The sequence below is a fragment of the Mycolicibacterium chubuense genome (assembly GCF_001044255.1).
Classification (GTDB): Bacteria; Actinomycetota; Actinomycetes; order Mycobacteriales; family Mycobacteriaceae; genus Mycobacterium; species Mycobacterium chubuense.
In genome coordinates this window covers 60,043-78,585 of record NZ_JYNX01000031.1, presented here as the reverse complement: position 1 = coordinate 78,585, position 18,543 = coordinate 60,043, and the positions used below count along the sequence as shown (strand labels likewise).

Genomic DNA, 18,543 nt, shown 5'->3' with positions numbered 1-18,543 from the left:
CCTCTACGATGCAGGCATGCAGACCCGCCTCCTGGCGCTCGTCGCCGCCCTTTTCGCCGTCGTCGCGCTCGTCGCAGGATGTTCCGGCTCGTCGTCGGAGGACTCCGGCAAGGACCTGCCCGACGCCACCACTCTTCTCAGGGAATCCGCCGAGACCACCAAGGCGCAGACCAGCGCCCATCTGCAGCTCGCGGTGCAGGGCCAGATCGCCGAGTTGCCGGTCGAGTCCCTCGAGGGCGACCTCACCCAGAAGCCGGCGGTCGCCGCGAAGGGCACCGCCGACATCGTCTTCCTCGGCCAGAAGCTGCAGGGCGTCGAGTTCGTCGTGTCCGACGGCGACCTGTACGCCGCGATCACCGCAGGTGGCAGCCTGTCGAACTTCGGTCCCGCCGCCGACATCTACGACGTCGCGGCGATCCTGAGCCCCGACAACGGCCTGGCCAACGTGCTCGCCAACTTCAACGACGCCAAGTCCGAGGGCCGCGAGACCATCGAGGGCGTCAAGACCGTCCGGATCACCGGCAACGTGCGCGCCGACGCGGTCAACAAGATCGCCCCCCAGATCGCCGCCACCGGGCCCGTTCCGGGCACCGCGTGGGTCACCGAGGACGGCAACCACGAGCTGATGCAGGCCCGTCTGGAACCCACCCCCGGCAACAGCGTCACGATGACGCTGTCCAAGTGGGGCGAGCCGGTGACGGTCGCCAAGCCGGCGGTGTGATGCACACCGCTCCCCCGGCGACGGCCGCAGCAGGGACGACGAACCGCCGCATCGCGATCAGCGCGGGCAGCCTCGCGGTGGTGCTCGGCGCGCTCGACACCTACGTCGTGGTCACGATCATGACCGACATCATGAGCGACGTCGGGATCGGCGTGAACCAGATCCAGCGGGTGACGCCGATCATCACCGGCTACCTGCTCGGCTACATCGCCGCGATGCCGCTGCTCGGCCGCGCGTCGGACCGGTTCGGCCGCAAGATGCTGATCCAGATCAGCCTGGCCGGTTTCGCGCTCGGCTCGGTGATCACCGCGATGTCCACCGACCTGACCGTGCTGGTGATCGGGCGGGTGGTGCAGGGCACCGCCAGCGGCGCGCTGCTGCCCGTCACCCTGGCGCTGGCCGCCGATCTGTGGGCCGCGCGCAACCGCGCCGCCGTGCTCGGCGGCGTCGGCGCCGCCCAGGAGTTGGGCAGCGTGCTGGGCCCGCTGTACGGCATCACGCTGGTGTGGGCGTTCGGGCACTGGCAGTCGGTGTTCTGGGTCAACGTGCCGCTCGCGCTCATCGCGATGGTGATGATCCACTTCAGCCTGCCGTCGCGGTCCGTCGGCGAGGACCCCCAGAAGGTCGACGTGGTCGGCGGTCTGCTGCTGGCCGTCGCGCTGGGGCTGGCCGTGGTCGGGTTGTACAACCCCCGGCCCGACGGCAAGCAGGTGCTGCCCAGCTGGGGCGCGCCGGTGCTGATCGCCGCCGCCGTCGCCGCGGTCGCGTTCTTCGTGTGGGAGAAGTTCGCCAAGACCCGGCTGCTGGACCCGGCCGGCGTGCATTTCCGCCCGTTCCTGGCGGCACTGGGCGCATCGCTGACGGCCGGCGCGGCGCTGATGGTCACGTTGGTCAACGTCGAACTCTTCGGGCAGGGGGTGCTCGGCCAGGACCAGAACCAGGCCGCCTTCCTGCTGCTGCGCTTCCTGGTCGCGCTGCCCATCGGCGCCCTGGTCGGCGGCTGGGTGGCCACCCGCCTCGGCGACCGGATCGTCGCGTTCACCGGCCTGCTGATCGCCGCGGGCGGCTATCTGCTGATCTCGAAGTGGCCGGTGGACCTGCTGGCCGCGCGCCACGACCTGGGCTTCATCAGCCTGCCGGTGCTCGATACCGACCTCGCGATCGCCGGGTTCGGCCTCGGCCTGGTCATCGGGCCGCTGACGTCGGCGACACTGCGGGTGGTGCCCGCCGCCCAGCACGGCATCGCGTCGGCGGCCGTGGTGGTGGCCCGGATGATCGGCATGCTGATCGGCATCGCGGCGCTGTCAGCCTGGGGGCTGTACCGGTTCAACCAGCACTTGGCCAGCCTGCCCGCCAGCACCGGCGGCAACAGTCTGGCCGAGCGACTGGCTGCGGAGGCGCACCGGGTGCGCGAGGCGTACGTGCTGCAGTACGCCGAGATCTTCTCGATCACGGCGATCGTCTGTGTGGTGGGTGCCCTACTGGGCCTGTTGATCTGCGCCAAGCACGAACACGCCGACGAGCCCGAGGCGCTTCAGCAGCGCTCGAGTCCGCGGCCCATCAGCTGAGGCTGGTCGGCGTCGACGTCATCGAACGTGTCGTCGTCGGAGGTCAGTCCCCGCCAGGCATCGCGGATCACCGCCTTGATGGCATCGGGTGTGACCGGGCTGTTGCTGAGCCAGTCCTGCAGTGCAGTCATGCTCTCGTCCTTTGTTCGTGCTCACCTTGCGCAACTCTTCGGTGAAAGCGCGATATTCCCGTCCGAGTCTACCGAGCGGCCCGTCGCCGCAGGGCCGCTCCCGCGCCCGGCCGGGGGTGTGAGAACGACCACGGAAACCGTTGATGGACAGCGGGTAACGATCAGATAACGATGCGCGGCCGCCTCAGGCGGGGATGAGACTGAGGACGACGTCCGGTCCGACGGGGTGCATCTCGTCGAAACGCCACCGCTGAGCCTGGGCGATGCTGAGCACGCCGACGTCGTCGACGGCACTGATCGGCCCGCCCAACAGGATCGGCGCGACGTAGGCCAGGATGCGATCGATCACCCCGGCCCGCAGGAAGGCCCCGGCCAGTGTCGGGCCACCCTCCACGAGCACGTCGGTGCGGTCCGACAGCGCCTGGATCACCTCGCGGGGGTCGCGGGTGCGGATCACCATGGTGCGCGAGTCGTCATTGAGAACCGTTGCGTCAGGCGAGATCTCACGCATGCCGACGACTACGCGCAGAGGCTGCTGGGCGGCGAGCGTGCCGTCGGGGCGCCGCGCGGTCAGCGCCGGATCGTCGACGAACACGGTGCCCGTACCGACGACGATCGCGTCGGCCGCGGCACGCCTGCGGTGCACGTCGGCGCGGGCGGCTTCACTGGTGATCCATTGGCTCGAGCCGTCTGCGGCCGCACTGCGGCCATCCACGCTGGTGGCGAATTTCCATGTCACATGCGGCATTCCGGTGCGCTGCTTGTGCAGCCACTCGCGCAGCGGCCCGCCCGCCACCGCATCGGCACACACCCCCGGCGTCACGTGGACACCCGACGCCGCCAGCCGCGCCGCCCCGCCGGCAGCCACCGGGTTCGGATCGGCCACGGCGAACGCGACATTCGCGACGCCCGCGGCCAGCAGCGCGTCCACGCAGGGCGGCGTGCGGCCGACATGGTTGCACGGTTCGAGCGTCACCACCGCCGTGCCGCCGGCCGCCCGCTCCCCCGCCCGGCGCAGTGCCAGCACCTCCGCATGCGGGCCGCCGGGCGGCTCAGTCGCCCCGACACCGGCGATCTCACCGTGCGCGTCCAGGATGACCGCCCCTACCGGCGGATTGGGATAGGTTGTGCCTTTTACCTTTTCGGCCTGCTCGAGGGCCGCGGCCATGGCCGCGTCGAGGTTCACCGCGCGAGATGCTTGGACGCCGCCGCGGCCTGGTTGCGCAGCGACTGCACCGCCAGCGCGGGATCGTCGGCGCTGTAGACCGCCGACCCCGCGACGAAGCAGTCGACGCCCGCTTCGGCGGCGGCTTCGATCGTGTCGGTGTTGATGCCGCCGTCGATCTCGATGAGGATGGTCAGCTCGCCGGCGTCGACGAGGCGACGCACGATACCGACTTTGGGCAGCACCTCGGCGATGAACTTCTGTCCGCCGAACCCGGGTTCCACCGACATCACCAGCAGCGTGTCGAAGTCGCGAAGGATCTCCAGATACGGATCCACCGGCGTGCCCGGTTTGACGGCCAGACCCGCCTTCGCGCCCGCGGCACGGATGTCGCGGGCCACCGCGATCGGGTCGTCGGTGGCCTCGGCGTGGAACGTGACGTTGTGCGCGCCGGCCTCGGCGTAGGGCGGTGCCCACCGGGCCGGGTCGTCGATCATCAGGTGACAGTCCATCGGGATGTCGGTGACCTTGAGCAGCGACTCGACGACGGGCAGACCCAGAGTGAGGTTGGGCACGAAGTGGTTGTCCATCACGTCGACGTGCAGCCAGTCGGCGCCCTCGACCGCGGCGGCCTCGTCGGCGAGCCGGGCGAAGTCGGCGGCCAGGATGGACGGGGCGATCAGCGGGGCGGTGCGGGCGTGCTGTCCGGACATGGGGATCAGCCTATCGGGGGGCCGGTCACCCGAAGGGCGGCGGCGAACATCGCGTCGGTGCCGTGCCGGTGGGGCCAGAGTTGCACGGACAGGTTCTCCCCCGTGTCGTCGGCTGGTTCGAACAGCGCTCGGGTGTCCAGCGCGGTGACGGGGTGGCGACGCAGCGCATCGGCCACCACGCCGGTGGTCTCGGCCAGGTGCGGCGAGCAGGTCGCGTACAGCACGACGCCACCGGGCCGGGTCAACCGGATCGCCGAGGCCAGCAGTTCCCGCTGCAGCTTGGCCAGCGGCGCCACATCACCGGGCTGGCGTCGCCAGCGCGCCTCGGGCCGCCGGCGCAGCGCGCCGAGCCCGGTGCACGGGGCGTCGACGAGGACGCGGTCGAAACCCGGCTCCAGGCCGGTGTCGCGCCCGTCCACCCGGACCACGTCGACGGACAGCCCCCGGGTGTTCTGTTCCACCAGCTCGGCGCGCCGCGGCGCCGGCTCGACGGCGGTGACGCGGGCGCCCGCCGGCTGCCCCAGGGCGGCCAACAGAGCGGTCTTTCCGCCCGGTCCGGCGCACAGGTCCAGCCACCGTCCGCCGTCGGCGCCGTCGAGTTCGGCCAGCGTCATCGCTCGCGCGACCAGCTGGCTGCCCTCGTCCTGCACCAGTGCCCGACCGTCCCTGACCGGGGCCAGCGCGCCGGGATCGCCCTCGCTCAGGTAGACGGCGTACGGCGAGTACCGGCCGACGGTGCCGCCCACCTGGTCGGCCAGCTCGGTCGCGGTGAGCGCACCCGGCCGCGCCACCAGGTGCACCTCGGGGCGGGCGTCGTCACTGGCCAGCAGTGCCGCCAGCTCGTGGGCCCGGGCGCCCAGCGCATCGGTGAACGCCTGGGCGACCCACCGCGGGTGCGCGTGGACGAACGCCAGATGACCGACGGGGTCGGTGGCGGCGGGCGGGGCCAGCTCCGCGACCCACGACGCCTCGTCGCGGCGGGCGATGGTGCGCAGCACACCGTTGACGAAACCCGCACGCGCCGTATCGAATTCGATGCCGGCCTGCTCCACGGTGGTGGACACCGCGGCGTGGTCGTCGACGCGGGTGCGCAGGATCTGGTAGGCACCGAGGCGCAGCAGATCCAGCAGCACCGGGTCGATCCGGTCGACGGGCCGGCCCGCAGCCGCCGCGATGATCGCGTCGAGCAGGCCGCGGGCCCGGCAGGTGCCGTAGGTCAGCTCGGTCGCGAACGCCGCGTCGCGGCCGGTGATCCCGCGGTCGCGCAGCATCGCAGGCAGTGCCAGGTTGGCATAGGAGTCCTTCTCGGAGACGGCGCGCAGCACGTCGAACGCGGCCCGCCGGGCCGGGTCGAGCGGGGTGCGCCGCTGCGGGCGGCGCTTGCCGGGAGGTCGCGTCATGTGGCCGAACCGATCTCGTCGAGCCGTGCGCCGCGGGCCCAGTCCGCGGCATTCATGGGTTTCTTGCCCGGGGGCTGCACGGTCTGCAGTTGCACTGCGCCCGAGCCGGTGCCGACCCGGACATGCTTCTTGTCCACCTTGAGCTGCCCGGGTCCGAGGTCCGGCTCGTCGACCACCGTCACGGGCCCGACCTTGACGCGGTCCTCGCCGATCATCGTCCACGCGCCCGGGTTGGGAGTGACGGCGCGGATCCGCCGGTCGATCACGTGCGCGGGCAGATCCCACCGGATACGGGCGTCGTCGACGGTGATCTTCGGCGCGACGCTGACTCCGTCCGCCGGCTGGGGCACCGCGGTCAGGGTGCCGTCGGCGATGCCGTCCATCGTGGCCTCCAGCAGCGCGGCACCGGCCACCGACAGCCGGTCGAGCAGGTCGCCTGCGGTGTCGGCGGGCCGGATCGTCTCGGTGACGACGCCGTAGACCGGCCCGGAGTCGAGACTGCGCTCGATCTGGAACGTGGTGGCGCCGGTGACCGCGTCGCCCGCGGCGATCGCGGCCTGCACGGGAGCCGCGCCGCGCCAGGCGGGCAGGATCGAGAAGTGCAGGTTCACCCAGCCGTGGGCGGGTACCGCGAGCAGGTCGTCTCCGAGCAGCGCCCCGTAGGCGACCACCGCGCAGCAGTCCGGCGCCAACGCGGTCAGCTCGGCGACGAACTCCGCGGAGTTGGGTCGCTCCGGACGCAGCACCGTGATCCCGTGCTCGAGCGCGAGCTGTGCCACCGGCGACGGCGCCGGGCGGCCACGGCGGCCCGCGGCGGCGTCAGGGCGGGTGAGCACCGCGACGACGTCGTGGCGGGGCGAGGAGATGAGCCCACGCAGGGACGGGAGGGCCGGTTCCGGGGTACCGGCGAACACGAGACGCACCGGGCCAGTCTAGGAAGCAGGCCCTAGCGCGGGGTCTGGTAGTACTCCTTCTCGCCCACTTTGGTCAGCGGCGCGACGAACATCCACGGGATCGTGGTGAGCAGCCGGTTGAGGGTGGCCACCGAATCGTTGTAGTACTGCCGGGCGAACGCGAGCTTGTCCTCGGTGTCGGCGAGGTTGCGTTGCAGATCGAGGAAGTTGGCCGACGAATTCAGCTGCGGATAGCTCTGTCCCAGCGCCAGCAGCGGCGCCAGCGCCGAGTCGAGTTGCTTCTCCGCCGCGCCGCGCTGTGCCACCGAGCCGCCCGAGGTCGCCGACGTCAGCGCCGCCCGGGCGTCGGTGACGCGGTCGAGGATGGCCTTCTCGTGGGTGGCGAAGGTCTGCACCGTCTGGACGAGGGCGGGGATCAACGAAGCCCGCCGGGTCAGTTCGACGTCGATCCCCGACAGCGCCTCGGCGACACGGACATCGGCGGACCGGATCTTGTTGTAGCCGGCCACATATCCGATGAGCACCAGCACGACCAGCACCAGCACCACGGCGAGCAAGAACGTCACCATGATCCACCTCCTCCTCCGCCGCCACCGCCGCCGCCTCCGCCACTGAAGCCACCGCCGCCACCGCTCGATGACGACGACGACGACTGGGAGGCGGTGTAGGCGCCGATCGACGACGACAGCGCGCTCTCGAAACTGTCGAAGCTCGCCCCGCCGGCGCCGCCCGCCACCCCCCAGGACGATGACGGGCTCGATGTTGTATACCAATCCGGTTGCGGTGCAGCGGTATTCGTGTATGCCTCGTACTTCTTCGCCCACGCGGCCGCCACTCCGGCGGCGACAGCGAACGGGACGTAGGCGATGTAGAGGTCTTTGCGCGCGGAGAAGTCGAAGCGGGTCTCGGCGGAATCGGTGGCCAGCATGCGGTGGAATCCGCCTGCGCGCGACCACAGTTCGCGCCCGGCCGGGGTGCGCCGGGTACCCACCCCGTCACGCCAGGACCCGGCCGAGAACAGGAAGAACACCGCGAAGGGCAGGGCCCACATCGTGGTCGGGAAGCCCCAGCGGAAGAACCCGCAGATCATCAGCACGAACGCGACGGCGTTGGCGGCGCGCAGCCACAGCTCCTTCTTGCGGGCCACCATCAGCCCCGAGTCGATCGCCCATGCCTTGGCCGCCTCAGCCATGTCGGTCTTGGCCTTGTTGAGTTTCTCCCCCGACTTGGCCGTCTTCTTGGCGGCGAATTCGCTGCCGGCGTTGAGCAGCTTCAGCCGGGACGCGACCGCCAGACTGACCTTGTCGACCCCGGACCACTGCCCCGCCTTGGCGATGCTGCGGATGGTCCACTCCTTGTCGTTGACCTGGTGCAGCGTGATGAGATCCCGCTCGGCGAGGTAGAACAGCGTCGCGGTCAGGCCGTTCTTCGGGACCGCCTCGGTGCGGATGTACTCCAGCTGCACCGGCCCGAGGCCCGGCGGGGGCGCGTACTGCAGCGGAAAGCCGGGCGGACGCTCCAGCACACTACGGAACCACAGCACGGCCACGATGCCGAAGGCGATCGTCAGACCCAGCACCCACAGCACGGCGGTGACCGACTGCCCGAGGACCCGGTCCCAGGTGTAGGGCCACGGCAGGCTCAGCCGCGCCGGGGTGGGCACGTCGACCCCGGCGCGCAGGGTCACCGGGGTGCGCGGCGGCAGCGACGACGCCGTGGCCACCACGGTGTCGCCGCGCGCGCGCAGTTCGTCGCACGCCCGCCCGACGCCGAAGCCGACCGAACACTGCACGGTGCCGACGTCGCCGGGCAGGGTCACGGTGATGTCGGCCCGGTCGATGCGGTTGTTCCAGGAGGGGGCGATGACGTTCCAGAAGAAGACCGAGGGCGACGCCGTCGATCCGGGCCCGGACGGCACAGCCGCCAAATCGGTCCCCGACGGCGACGCCGTCGATCCCCCGACGGTCTGCGCGAACTTTCGGTCAGCGCCGGTGCCGCCGGGGTCGAGTACCCCGGGAACGCGGTAGCGGAGTTCGAACACGTGGGTGCCGTCGCTCAGCGTGCGGTCGGGGTCACCGATCTTGGCCACGCGGAAGCGCTTTCCGTCCTCCCACAGCATCTGGTAGGGCACCGGCTGCCCGTCGAGCAGGACCGACGTCACCTCGGGCTTCTGCCGGACGTGAGAGTCGTTCTGGTTGGCTACATCCCAGTAACGGAAGATGCCGTGGCGGTCGGTGCTGTAGAACTCCGTCGTGATCGTCTCGACCGCGGTCATGTCGCCGGCGTCGTCGACCGCGGCGTTCAGCGTGAAGTCGCTGATCACCACCGGGTCTTCGGCGGGCGTGCCGGCCGAGCCGCCACCGGAGAACACCACCGGCCACAGCAGTCCGAATGCGATGAGCAGCAGCGGGATCGCCGCTTTGACCACGCGCCCCACCGACATGCGCCTCACCCTATGTGCAACGGGTCGATCTGGATGCGAACCGGCTCATGATCATGGCGGGCGCTCTGCACCGCGCTGGCCTTGCGCAGCGCCGCCGACAGGGCCAGGCCGTCGTGGCGCGGCACCCGGGCGAGCATCCGGATGACCGGGTGCTCGTCGGCCACCCCGGCCGGCCTCCGGACCCCGACCGGCAGGTCGACGGGCCCCAGCAGGTCCGCCCCGTCGGGCAACACCACCCCGCCCAGCAGCGCGTTGACCGCGTCGGACGTGCCGTCGACCGCAGCCATGTGCACCGCGGGGGGCAGCCCGACCTCGGTGCGCGCGTCGAGTTCGGCGTCGGCGTGACCGACCGGATCCCACCGGATCAGCGCCTGCACGGTCGGGATCGCCGACTCAGCGACCACCGCGACGACGCCACCGTCGGCACGGCTGCGCACCAGAGCCGCAGCTGCCATCCAGCGCCGCAATGTGTCCTCGGCGGCGCGCAGGTCCTGGCGGCCGAGCAGCGCCCAGCTGTCGAGCAGCAGCGCGGCGCCGTATCCGCCGTCCGCGGCCGGTTCGACACCGGGGGTCGCGACCACCACCGCGGGACGCGCAGACACCGACTCGACGACGGCGTCGCCGCCGGAGGTCACCACCGCGACGCCGGGGAACGCGCGACCCAGTTCTTCGGCGGTGCGGCGGGCGCCGACCACGACCGCGCGCACCGCGTCGGCGCCGCACCGAACGCAGCGCAGTGACAGCTCTTCGCGCCCGCACCACCGGCACACCGCGCCGGCGGCGTCGCGGCCGGGCAGCGACAGCGGCCCGGTGCAGTGCCGGCAGCGGGCGATGGTGCGGCACCGGGCGCACGCCAGCGCGGGCACGTAGCCGCGTCGCGGCACCTGCACCAGCACCGGGGCGCCGGAGGTCAGCGCCCGGCGGGCCGCATCCAGCGCCATCGACGGCAGCCGCGCCGTCCGCGCCGCCGCGTCGCGTTCCTGTGCGTACGCGCTGTCCTCGAGCGCGAGCACCCGCGGGGCGCAGGCCCGCACGGCCTGCCGCGTCGCGGTCAGATCGTGCGCCCACCCGCTGCGCACCAGCGCCTGCGACTCCGCGGTGCGCGCGTAGCCGCCGATCACCGCGGCGCACCGCAGCTGATGCGCGCGCAACATCGCCACCTCGCGCGCATGCGGATACGGCGCGCGGGGCTCGGACAGCGAATCGTCGCCGTCGTCCCACAGCAGCACCAGCCCGAGATCGGCCACCGGTGCGAACACCGCGCTACGCGTGCCGATGACCAGTCGCGCGTCGCCACGCAGCACGGCCAGCCACCGCCGATAGCGCTCCGAAGGACCCAGCCCCGCCGACAGCGCGACCACCCGCTGCGGATCCACACGTTCGATGCACGCGGCGTGCAACCGGTCGACGTCACGCTGGTCGGGCACCACCGCGAGCACCGACCGGCCCGCGTTCACCGTCACCGCGGCCACCTCGGCCAGCCGGTCGGGCCACGACTCCCCCGGCAGCGCCTGCCACACCGCCCGGGCCGCCCGCCCGTCCTGCAACGCGGCGACGAACTGAGCTCCGCCGCTGTACGCCGACCAGCCCGCGGTGTCCACCGTCGCCGGCACGAATGCCTCGAGCACGGCGGCAGGCCGCTTCTCGACGGTGGCGTGCCGCGGCGGGACGGCCAGCCGCAGCACGTCGGCACGGGTACCGGCATACCGGGCCGCGACGGCGTCGACGAGGCGGCGGACGTCATGGGTGAGCACCGGCTCGGCGGACACCACCTTCTCCAGCCAGCCGAGCTTGCCGACATGGTCGGTGTCCGAGCGCCGCTCGAGCACGAATGCGTCGACCAGTCGGCCGTGGAAGCGGACCTTGACGCGCACCCCGGGTTGGGCGTCGTCGGACTGCTCGGCGGCGACGAGGTAGTCGAAGTCGCGGTCCAGGTGCGGCACGGTCAGCATCGGCAGCACCCGCGCGATCGGCTCGTGCTCGGCGGCCTGCCGGGCGCCGGTCACCCCTCGGGTCCAGCCGCGGGGACGGCCGGCCGGCCGAAGAGCAGGCCCGCGGTGATCAGCAGCAGCGATGCGGCGTAGCACCACCAGATCGGCACCGCGAGTGCCTCGCTGCGCAGCACGAACTTGCTGATGCCGATCATGGCGTCCGACACCGCGAAGCACACCGCGCCCAGGGCGGTCCACGGCGTCGGGAGGTCGGCCAGCAGCGCGGTGCACACCATCGCGCCCAGCACACCGATGTAGACCGTCACCGGGACGGCCATCCCCTCGGCGATCAACCGCGGCCAGAACCACACCAGCAGCGCCGCGCAGGCCAGCACGACCACGCCGGCCGCCACTGACCGACCAGGGGTGACCACGGCCAGCGGCAGCAGCGCGGCCAGGAAGCACAGGTGCGCGATCAGGAACGCGGCCAGACCCAGCACGAACGACGGCTCCCACCACGGCATCGCGAGCAAGAAGTCACCCGCGGCCGAGAACGCCAGCGCGCCCATCAGCCAGCGCCGCTCCCGCAGCGCCGGGTGGGTGGCCGCTGCCGCGGCGAGCAGCACCGCGGCCAGCGCCTTGACCGCGGGCTGGGCCGCGAACCGGCCAGTCAGCTCGGCGCCCGCGGGAACCTGCGTCGCGGTGACGATCAGGAACACGCCGTACCCCGCCGCCACCACAGCCGCGGCCGCCCACAACGTGCGGCCGCGCGGTGCCGCGCGGCGACCGGTCACGGGCAGCGGCGTGGTCATGGGCAGAACCTACTAAAACGGGCGGACGCTACCGTGTGGGCCATGGCCGATCTCGATCCCGTGCTGGCGAAGGTGCTCGCCGCTGTCCCGTTCACCCTCACCGCCGATGGCGGGCCCGCCGTGGCCCGGCAGCGCTTCGCCGAACTCCCCCGGATCCCGGTCCACCCCGAGGTCAGCACGGAGGACCACAGCGTCGACGGTCCCGCCGGCCCCGTCCCCGTGCGCGTCTACCGTCCGCCGACCGAGGCGTCGGTACTGCCGGTGGTGATCTTCATCCACGGCGGCGCCTGGTCGGTCGGCGATCTGGACACCTATGACGCGGCGGCGCGTATCCACGCGGTCGGCGCCGACGCCGTGGTCGTCTCGGTCGACTACCGGCTGGCCCCCGAACATCCCTACCCGGCGGCGGTCGAGGACACCTGGGCGGCGACGCAGTGGGTGGCCGCCAACGCCGGCCGCTTCGGCGGCGACCCGGAGCGCGTCGCGGTCGCCGGGGACTCCGCGGGCGGCAACCTCGCCGCCGTGATGGCGCAGCTGGCCCGTGACGCCGGCCTGCCGCTGCGCTTCCAGCTGCTGTGGTACCCGTCGACGACGTTCGACACGTCGCTGCCGTCGTTCACCGAGAACGCCGAGGCGCCGATCCTCGGCCTGGACGCGTGCAAGGCCTTCACCCGCTGGTATGTGGCGGACACCGACCTGTCGCAGCCGCCCGCCACACTGGTCCCCGCCGTCGGTGAGCTCGGCGGGCTGCCCGCCGCGTACATCGCCGTCGCCGGGCACGACCCGCTGCGCGACGACGGCATGCGGTACGCGGAACTGCTCACGCAGGCCGGCGTCGACACGGAACTGCACCACGCCGAGACGCTGGTGCACGGCTTCCTGGCCTACCACGGGGTGGTGCCCGCCGCGACGGAGGCGACCGAGCGCGCGCTCACGGCGCTGCGGACCGCACTGCAGTAGTGCTTTTTGGGATCGGTAGCCCGGGCGCGGGGCTAGCGTCCGTTCATGATCAACATTCACACGCTGCGACGCATCGGCGCCGCGGCACTGCTGACCGGGGCCGGCGCGGCGGCCGCATTGGGCTTCGGCTCGGGCGCCGCCGCCGCACTACCCCGCGTTCCGCTGCCGGCGTCCTGGCCGGGATGCCCCGAGGACAGCCCCGAAGGCCCGTGCCGCTGGTGCCCGGGTGACCCGCCGGTGCAGACCGGGAACCTCCGGGTGAATCCGGTGGTCTGGGACAACAACGTCTGCCACACCTACTGGTACGTGTACCACGGTCAGGGCAACGTGGCCGCGAACATCTTCGAGGGCGAGGCGCCGCCGGCGCCGCCACCCCCGCCGCCGAACCTCACCCCGCCGCTGCCGCCGGGATGGTGCTGGTCGCTGTTCCTGCCGACCACCAACTGCCCGAACGGCTGACGGTCATGATCCGAATCGTCGGCGTCGCGATCGCCGTCGCCGGCCTGCTGCTCAGCGCACCGGCCGCCGTCGCACAGGGCCCCAGTTACCAGGGAGGCAACTGCCCGCCGGGGCTGACGTGCACCCACTGGTGCCCCGGCGACCCCGCGATCCCGGGCGGTCAGGTCCTGAGCTGGGACCCGAACGTCTGCCACGACTGGTACTGGAACTCCTACGGCATCGTCGACGTCAACGCCGGCGTGCTGTACCCGTGGAGGTGACCTAGACGGCGTTCTTGAGGTCGTCGACCTTGTTCAGCTGCTCCCACGGCAGCTCGATGTCGGTCCGGCCGAAGTGCCCGTACGCCGCGGTGGGCGCGTAGATCGGCCGCAGCAGGTCCAGATCGCGGACGATGGCGCCCGGCCGCAGGTCGAACACCTCGCCGATGGCCTTCTCGATCTTCACCGGGTCGACGGTCTCGGAACCGAACGTCTCCACGAACAGGCCCACCGGGGCGGCCTTGCCGATCGCGTAGGCGACCTGGACCTCGACCCGCTCCGCGAGCCCGGCGGCGACCACGTTCTTGGCGACCCAGCGCATCGCATACGCGGCCGAGCGGTCCACCTTCGACGGATCCTTGCCCGAGAAGGCGCCGCCGCCGTGGCGGGCCCAGCCGCCGTAGGTGTCGACGATGATCTTGCGGCCGGTCAGGCCGGCGTCGCCCATCGGGCCGCCGAGCACGAACTTGCCGGTCGGATTGACCAGCAGGCGCGGCGACGAGGTGTCGAGGGTGTCGTGGGCGAGTTCGGCGAGCACCGCGTCGATGACGTGCTGCTTGATCTCCGGCGCCAACTGGCTCTCGAGGTCGATGCCGTCAGCGTGCTGGGTGGAGAGCACCACGGTGTCCAGCCGGACCGGGGTGGTGCCGTCGTACTGCACGGTGACCTGCGTCTTGCCGTCCGGGCGCAGGTAGTCCAGCGTCCCGTTCTTGCGGACCTCGGTCAGCTTGCGCGAGAGCCGGTGGGCCAGCGCGATCGGCAGCGGCATCAGCTCGGGGGTGTCGGCGATGGCGTAGCCGAACATCAGGCCCTGATCGCCGGCGCCCTGGGCGTCCAGCGGGTCGGCCGCGCCCTCGACGCGCGTCTCGTGGGCGGTGTCGACGCCCTGCGCGATGTCCGGCGACTGGGCGCCGATGCCGATGTTCACGCCGCAGGTGAGACCGTCGAAGCCCTTGTCCGAGTGGTCGTAACCGATGTCGAGGATGCGGGCGCGCACGGTGTTGGTGATGTCGGCGAACGCCTCCTTGGCCGCCGTGGTCACCTCGCCGACGACGTGCACCTGGCCGGTCGTCACCAGCGTCTCGACCGCCACCCGGGACTTCGGATCGCCGGCGAGCAGTGCGTCGAGCACCGAGTCGCTGATGGCGTCACAGATCTTGTCCGGGTGCCCCTCGGTCACCGACTCACTGGTAAACAGCCGAGCATCACTCACGTCCGATCCCTTTCCATTTCACTCATGTCTGCGACGGCACGCAGTGCCGGGCGCCTCTAGCACCCAAGCGTGTCCCCCTGCGGCGCGCAACCTTTACGCGCAGCCGATGTCTGTTCGCTGGCCGCTCACCCGGTGTGCAGGAAGCCGGCGATCGCGTCCACAATACGGCTCGCCATCACGGTCTTCGAACCGTGCTCCAGTGCGGACTCGTTGCCGTCGGACGACAGCAGCCAGCCGTCGTTGTGATCGACCTCGAAGGCCCGGTTCTCGCCGACCGCGTTGACGACGAGCAGATCGCACCCTTTGCGGCGGAGTTTGGCCCGGGCGTGGAACAGCACGTCGCCGTTGGCGTCCCCGGTTTCGGCGGCGAACCCGACGATGGCCCGCATGTTGGGGAGCTGACCGTCGGCGCGGGCGCGCACCGCCCCGGCGAGCACATCGTCGTTGCGGACCAGTTCGATCGTCGGCTCGCCCTCTCCGGCAGGCCCCTTCTTGATCTTGTTGACCGCGGGGTTGGCGGGCCGGAAATCGGCGACCGCCGCGGCCATGACGAGAACGTTCGCGTCCGGCGCGTGCTTGGACACCGCGTCACGCAGCTGTGCGGCCGACCCGACGTGCTCGACGTGGACGCCGGCGGGGTCGACGAGCCCCGCAGTGTTGCCCGCGATCAGCGTCACGTCGGCGCCGCGCTGGGCCATGACGCGGGCCATCGCGTACCCCTGCTTGCCGGAGCTGCGGTTGCCGATGAACCGGACGGGGTCGATGGGTTCGCGGGTACCGCCCGCGGTCACCAGCACCTTGACCCCGGCCAGGTCGTAGGGCAGCGCGTCGCCGCGGGCGAGCAGCAGCTGGGCCAGCGTGCTGATCTCCTCGGCTTCGGGCAGTCGCCCCGGCCCGGTGTCGGCGCCGGTCAGCCGGCCCGACGCGGGTTCCATCACGACGGCACCGCGTCGGCGCAGCGTGGCGACGTTCTCGACGGTCGCGGGATGGAACCACATCTCGGTGTGCATGGCGGGCGCGTACAGCACCGGACATCGCGCGGTCAGCAGCGTCGCGGTGAGCAGGTCGTCGGCTCTGCCGATCGTCGCGCGGGCCAGCAGGTCGGCGGTGGCGGGTGCGACGACGACGAGATCGGCGGACTGGCCGATGCGCACGTGCGGAACCTCGTGGACGTCGTCGAAGACGCCGGTGTGCACGGGGTTACCGGAGAGCGCCTCGAATGTGGCGGCGCCGACGAACTTCAGCGCCGAGTCGGTGGGGACCACCCGCACGGAGTGGCCGGCCTCGGTGAGCTGACGGACCACGGTCGCCGCCTTGTATGCGGCGATACCGCCGGCGACGCCGACGATGATCCGTTTGCGCTCGGCCATCCCCTGGGGCCGCGTTCCTACTCGCCCTCGGTGTGCTCGAGCAGATCCTCGTGGATCTCGCGCATCGCGATCGACAGCGGCTTCTCCTGCAGGCCGGGCTCGACCAGCGGACCGACGTACTCGAGGATCCCGTCACCGAGCTGGTTGTAGTAATCGTTGATCTGACGTGCGCGTTTGGCGGCGTAGATCACCAGCGCGTACTTGCTCGACGCGCGGTCCAGCAACTCGTCGATGGGCGGGTTGGTGATGCCCAACGGCGTGTCGTAGGCGCTGGCGGCGGACGGATCGAGGTCCACGGCGGCCAGCCGCGTGTCGGCGTGCGGGGTGCTCACGTAAAAGATCTCCTGGCGATTCGGATCGAGAATTCAAGACTGGTCGCGCCGCACCGGTGTGCGGGCCACCAGCAAGGATACCAACGCAGCACAGGCCGATTCCAATTCACTGTTGACGACGACCTCGTCGAAGTCGCCCTGCGCGGCCAATTCGGTGCGTGCCGTCGCCAATCGGCGGGCCATCACCTCGGGGGTCTCGGTGCCCCGGCCGGTCAGCCGGCGCTCGAGGGTCTGCCAATCGGGCGGGGCCAGGAAGACCGTGACGGCCTCCGGCATCGCCTTCTTGACCGCTCGGGCCCCGGCCAGATCGACTTCGATGAGGACCGGCCGGCCGGCGGCCGTGGCCGCGCGGACGGGGGCTGCGGGCGTACCCGAGCGGTGCAAACCGCCGTGGATCTCCGCCCATTCCAGCAGCTCGCCGGCGTCGATGAGGTGCTGGAATTCGGTGGGCGTGACGAACGCGTAGTCCACGCCGTCGCGCTCGCCGGGGCGCGGCGCCCGCGTCGTCACCGAGACGCTGAAGTACAGGTCAGCGACGCGGTCCCGCAGGCAGCGGACGACCGTGGACTTGCCGACGGCAGACGGGCCGGACAGCACCATGACCGGAGCCTGTGGGTGCGTGTCCGGCCCTCCGCCTTCGCTCACTGACCCCTCTTACGAGAAGTCGAACTTTTCCAGCAGGGCCTTGCGCTGACGATCACCCAGGCCACGCAGCCTGCGGGTCGGGGCGATCTCGAGCTCGGTCATGATCTCCTGCGCCTTGACCTTGCCGACCTTGGGCAGCGCCTCCAGCAGAGCGGAGACCTTCATCTTGCCCAAGACCTCGTCGGTCTCGGCGTCCTTGAGAACCTGCTTGAGGTTGGTGCCGCCGCGCTTGAGCCGATCCTTGAGCTCCGCTCGGGCTCGACGTGCGGCAGCAGCCTTCTCCAACGCTGCCGCGCGCTGTTCGTCGGTCAACTGGGGAAGGGCCACGGGTTCCTCCGTCTCGTCACCATCTGTTTTTCTCTCGGCCGGTCGTGGTGGATCGCGAACCGGCCAGCGTGGACGACCGTACCCACGCGGGCTGACGAAAGCTAACCCCACCCCCGGGTTCTGCGATCAAAAGCCCAGCGTGTAGGGCGCAAAGGGGCCCGCGCGGGGATCGGCGCGTCGCCGGGAGCCGGGATTGCCGAAATCGCCTGATCGAACGGAAATGCCTGCATATCGGCGGTTTTGCGGTCACCGACCCGCAACCACTGCCGCCCCAACAGGCACCGGTGTGCGTCACACCCGCCCCAGGCGGGTGAGCCGAGAAATTTTCCCAGGTCAGTCGCGGTCGGGCGTGTCGCACAGATCGTTCAACCCTGCAGGTGCGCGACCGCGTCGCGCATCGACTCGGCGGCGCCGCGCAGCGCCGCCACGTCCGGTCCAACGCGCAGCACCTCGCGGGACACCGCGGGCAGCAGCTGGCCGGGCCGGGCCCCACCCAGTCCCGCCAGCGCGTCAGGACGGCCGCCCTGGGCGCCGACGCCGGGCACCAGTACGGGACCCCCGAGGCCGCTCACATCGGGCGGGTCGGTCAACGTGGCACCGACGACCACCCCGACCGACCCGGCCTGTGCGCCCGCGTTGGCCGCGGCGGCGGCGTCGACGATCGACTGGGCGACGGTGCGCCCTCCGGCGTCCGCTCGCTGCACGGAAGCGCCCTCGGGGTTGGAGGTGGCCGCGAGCACGAACACCCCGCGGTCATGCGCGAGCGCGGTGTCCAGCAGCGGCTGCAGCGAACCGAACCCCAGATAGGGCGAGGCGGTCACCGCGTCGGCGGCCAGCGGCGAGTCGCCGGCCCAGGCCGCGGCGTAGGCGGCCATCGTCGAGCCGATGTCGCCGCGTTTGGCGTCGGCGAGCACCAGCACCCCCTCGGCGCGCAGCGCCGCGATCGTGTGCTCGAGGACCGCGAAGCCCGCCGAGCCGTACGCCTCGAAGAACGCCACCTGCGGTTTGACCACGGCGACGCCGGCGAACGCGGTCACGCAGATGTCGCTGAAGCGGGCCAGCCCGTCGGCGTCGGCGCTCAGCCCCCAGGCGCGCAGCAGCTCGGGGTGCGGGTCGATGCCCAGGCACAGCGGGCCACGCTGCGCCATCGCGCCGGACAGGCGGTCACCGAACCCGCCCACG

Annotated in this window: 20 protein-coding genes; 5 read left to right on the top strand and 15 right to left on the bottom strand. The window is 71.6% G+C overall.

From position 1 onward, the window contains the following. Positions 1-16 precede the first annotated feature (16 nt). Together MCHUDSM44219_RS08735 and MCHUDSM44219_RS08730 are read left to right on the top strand one after the other, a co-directional pair. Entirely contained in the window at positions 17-721 is a 705-nt protein-coding gene (locus MCHUDSM44219_RS08735) for an LppX_LprAFG lipoprotein (protein WP_048417844.1), read from the top strand. Beyond that, a complete protein-coding gene (locus MCHUDSM44219_RS08730) occupies positions 721-2,289 on the top strand; it encodes an MFS transporter (RefSeq protein ID WP_048417989.1) in 1,569 nt (522 codons plus the stop codon). Before MCHUDSM44219_RS08735 ends, MCHUDSM44219_RS08730 begins: the two co-directional genes overlap by 1 nt. Here MCHUDSM44219_RS08730 and MCHUDSM44219_RS30250 read toward each other — a convergent pair. The 9 genes from MCHUDSM44219_RS30250 to MCHUDSM44219_RS08690 form a co-directional block, all read right to left on the bottom strand. Continuing rightward, a complete protein-coding gene (locus MCHUDSM44219_RS30250; RefSeq protein ID WP_165762007.1) occupies positions 2,256-2,420 on the bottom strand; it encodes a hypothetical protein in 165 nt (54 codons plus the stop codon). The two genes, MCHUDSM44219_RS08730 and MCHUDSM44219_RS30250, sit on opposite strands and share 34 nt — an antisense overlap. 184 nt (positions 2,421-2,604) lie before the next feature. Continuing rightward, positions 2,605-3,606, bottom strand: coding sequence for a bifunctional diaminohydroxyphosphoribosylaminopyrimidine deaminase/5-amino-6-(5-phosphoribosylamino)uracil reductase RibD (gene ribD / locus MCHUDSM44219_RS08725; RefSeq protein ID WP_048417843.1), 1,002 nt, complete (start codon positions 3,604-3,606; stop codon positions 2,605-2,607). Then, on the bottom strand, positions 3,603-4,298 hold the full coding sequence (gene rpe, locus MCHUDSM44219_RS08720) for a ribulose-phosphate 3-epimerase (RefSeq protein WP_048417842.1): 696 nt from the start codon (positions 4,296-4,298) through the stop codon (positions 3,603-3,605). The genes ribD and rpe overlap by 4 nt, the downstream gene beginning before the upstream one ends. A 5-nt stretch (positions 4,299-4,303) precedes the next feature. After that, the gene (locus MCHUDSM44219_RS08715) at positions 4,304-5,698 is read right to left on the bottom strand and encodes an RsmB/NOP family class I SAM-dependent RNA methyltransferase (RefSeq protein ID WP_048417841.1); all 1,395 of its coding nucleotides are present in this window, start codon (positions 5,696-5,698) and stop codon (positions 4,304-4,306) included. Next, on the bottom strand, positions 5,695-6,621 hold the full coding sequence (gene fmt / locus MCHUDSM44219_RS08710) for a methionyl-tRNA formyltransferase (protein ID WP_048417840.1): 927 nt from the start codon (positions 6,619-6,621) through the stop codon (positions 5,695-5,697). Before fmt ends, MCHUDSM44219_RS08715 begins: the two co-directional genes overlap by 4 nt. Positions 6,622-6,644: 23 nt before the next feature. Next, positions 6,645-7,181 (bottom strand): LemA family protein, encoded by a 537-nt coding sequence (locus MCHUDSM44219_RS08705; RefSeq protein WP_048417839.1) that lies wholly within the window; start codon positions 7,179-7,181, stop codon positions 6,645-6,647. Then, positions 7,175-9,055, bottom strand: coding sequence for a DUF2207 domain-containing protein (locus tag MCHUDSM44219_RS08700; RefSeq protein ID WP_048417838.1), 1,881 nt, complete (start codon positions 9,053-9,055; stop codon positions 7,175-7,177). Before MCHUDSM44219_RS08700 ends, MCHUDSM44219_RS08705 begins: the two co-directional genes overlap by 7 nt. 5 nt (positions 9,056-9,060) lie before the next feature. Beyond that, complete coding sequence (locus MCHUDSM44219_RS08695) at positions 9,061-11,007, bottom strand: primosomal protein N' (protein ID WP_082162128.1); 1,947 nt, start codon at positions 11,005-11,007, stop codon at positions 9,061-9,063. Positions 11,008-11,057: 50 nt separating this feature from the next. Beyond that, complete coding sequence (locus MCHUDSM44219_RS08690) at positions 11,058-11,798, bottom strand: lysoplasmalogenase (RefSeq protein ID WP_048417836.1); 741 nt, start codon at positions 11,796-11,798, stop codon at positions 11,058-11,060. 42 nt (positions 11,799-11,840) lie between these two features. Between MCHUDSM44219_RS08690 and MCHUDSM44219_RS08685 the strand changes: the two genes are divergently transcribed. The 3 genes from MCHUDSM44219_RS08685 to MCHUDSM44219_RS08675 are packed head-to-tail and all read left to right on the top strand — an operon-like array spanning position 11,841 to position 13,477. Further along, entirely contained in the window at positions 11,841-12,758 is a 918-nt protein-coding gene (locus MCHUDSM44219_RS08685) for an alpha/beta hydrolase (RefSeq protein WP_048417835.1), read from the top strand. Between the two features lie 45 nt (positions 12,759-12,803). Next, complete coding sequence (locus tag MCHUDSM44219_RS08680) at positions 12,804-13,217, top strand: hypothetical protein (RefSeq protein ID WP_053081218.1); 414 nt, start codon at positions 12,804-12,806, stop codon at positions 13,215-13,217. A 5-nt stretch (positions 13,218-13,222) separates the two neighbouring features. Next, positions 13,223-13,477 (top strand): hypothetical protein, encoded by a 255-nt coding sequence (locus MCHUDSM44219_RS08675; protein ID WP_048417834.1) that lies wholly within the window; start codon positions 13,223-13,225, stop codon positions 13,475-13,477. A gap of 1 nt (position 13,478) precedes the next feature. Here MCHUDSM44219_RS08675 and metK read toward each other — a convergent pair whose 3' ends face one another. The 6 genes from metK to pyrF all read right to left on the bottom strand — a co-directional run bounded on the left by metK (position 13,479) and on the right by pyrF (position 18,542). Next, positions 13,479-14,687 carry a methionine adenosyltransferase gene (gene metK / locus MCHUDSM44219_RS08670; protein ID WP_048417833.1) on the bottom strand — a complete coding sequence of 403 codons (1,209 nt, stop codon included), beginning with the start codon at positions 14,685-14,687 and terminating at the stop codon, positions 13,479-13,481. 125 nt (positions 14,688-14,812) lie between these two features. After that, on the bottom strand, positions 14,813-16,057 hold the full coding sequence (gene coaBC, locus MCHUDSM44219_RS08665) for a bifunctional phosphopantothenoylcysteine decarboxylase/phosphopantothenate--cysteine ligase CoaBC (protein WP_048417832.1): 1,245 nt from the start codon (positions 16,055-16,057) through the stop codon (positions 14,813-14,815). 17 nt (positions 16,058-16,074) lie between these two features. Next, the gene (gene rpoZ, locus MCHUDSM44219_RS08660; protein ID WP_043408498.1) at positions 16,075-16,389 is read right to left on the bottom strand and encodes a DNA-directed RNA polymerase subunit omega; all 315 of its coding nucleotides are present in this window, start codon (positions 16,387-16,389) and stop codon (positions 16,075-16,077) included. A 33-nt stretch (positions 16,390-16,422) separates the two neighbouring features. Then, positions 16,423-16,989: a guanylate kinase gene (gene gmk, locus MCHUDSM44219_RS08655; protein ID WP_048417831.1), complete on the bottom strand. Its 567-nt coding sequence runs from the start codon at positions 16,987-16,989 to the stop codon at positions 16,423-16,425. A 54-nt stretch (positions 16,990-17,043) separates the two neighbouring features. Beyond that, complete coding sequence (mihF, locus tag MCHUDSM44219_RS08650) at positions 17,044-17,361, bottom strand: integration host factor, actinobacterial type (protein WP_003932123.1); 318 nt, start codon at positions 17,359-17,361, stop codon at positions 17,044-17,046. Between the two features lie 365 nt (positions 17,362-17,726). Continuing rightward, a complete protein-coding gene (gene pyrF, locus MCHUDSM44219_RS08645) occupies positions 17,727-18,542 on the bottom strand; it encodes an orotidine-5'-phosphate decarboxylase (RefSeq protein WP_048417987.1) in 816 nt (271 codons plus the stop codon). Position 18,543: the final 1 nt, after the last annotated feature.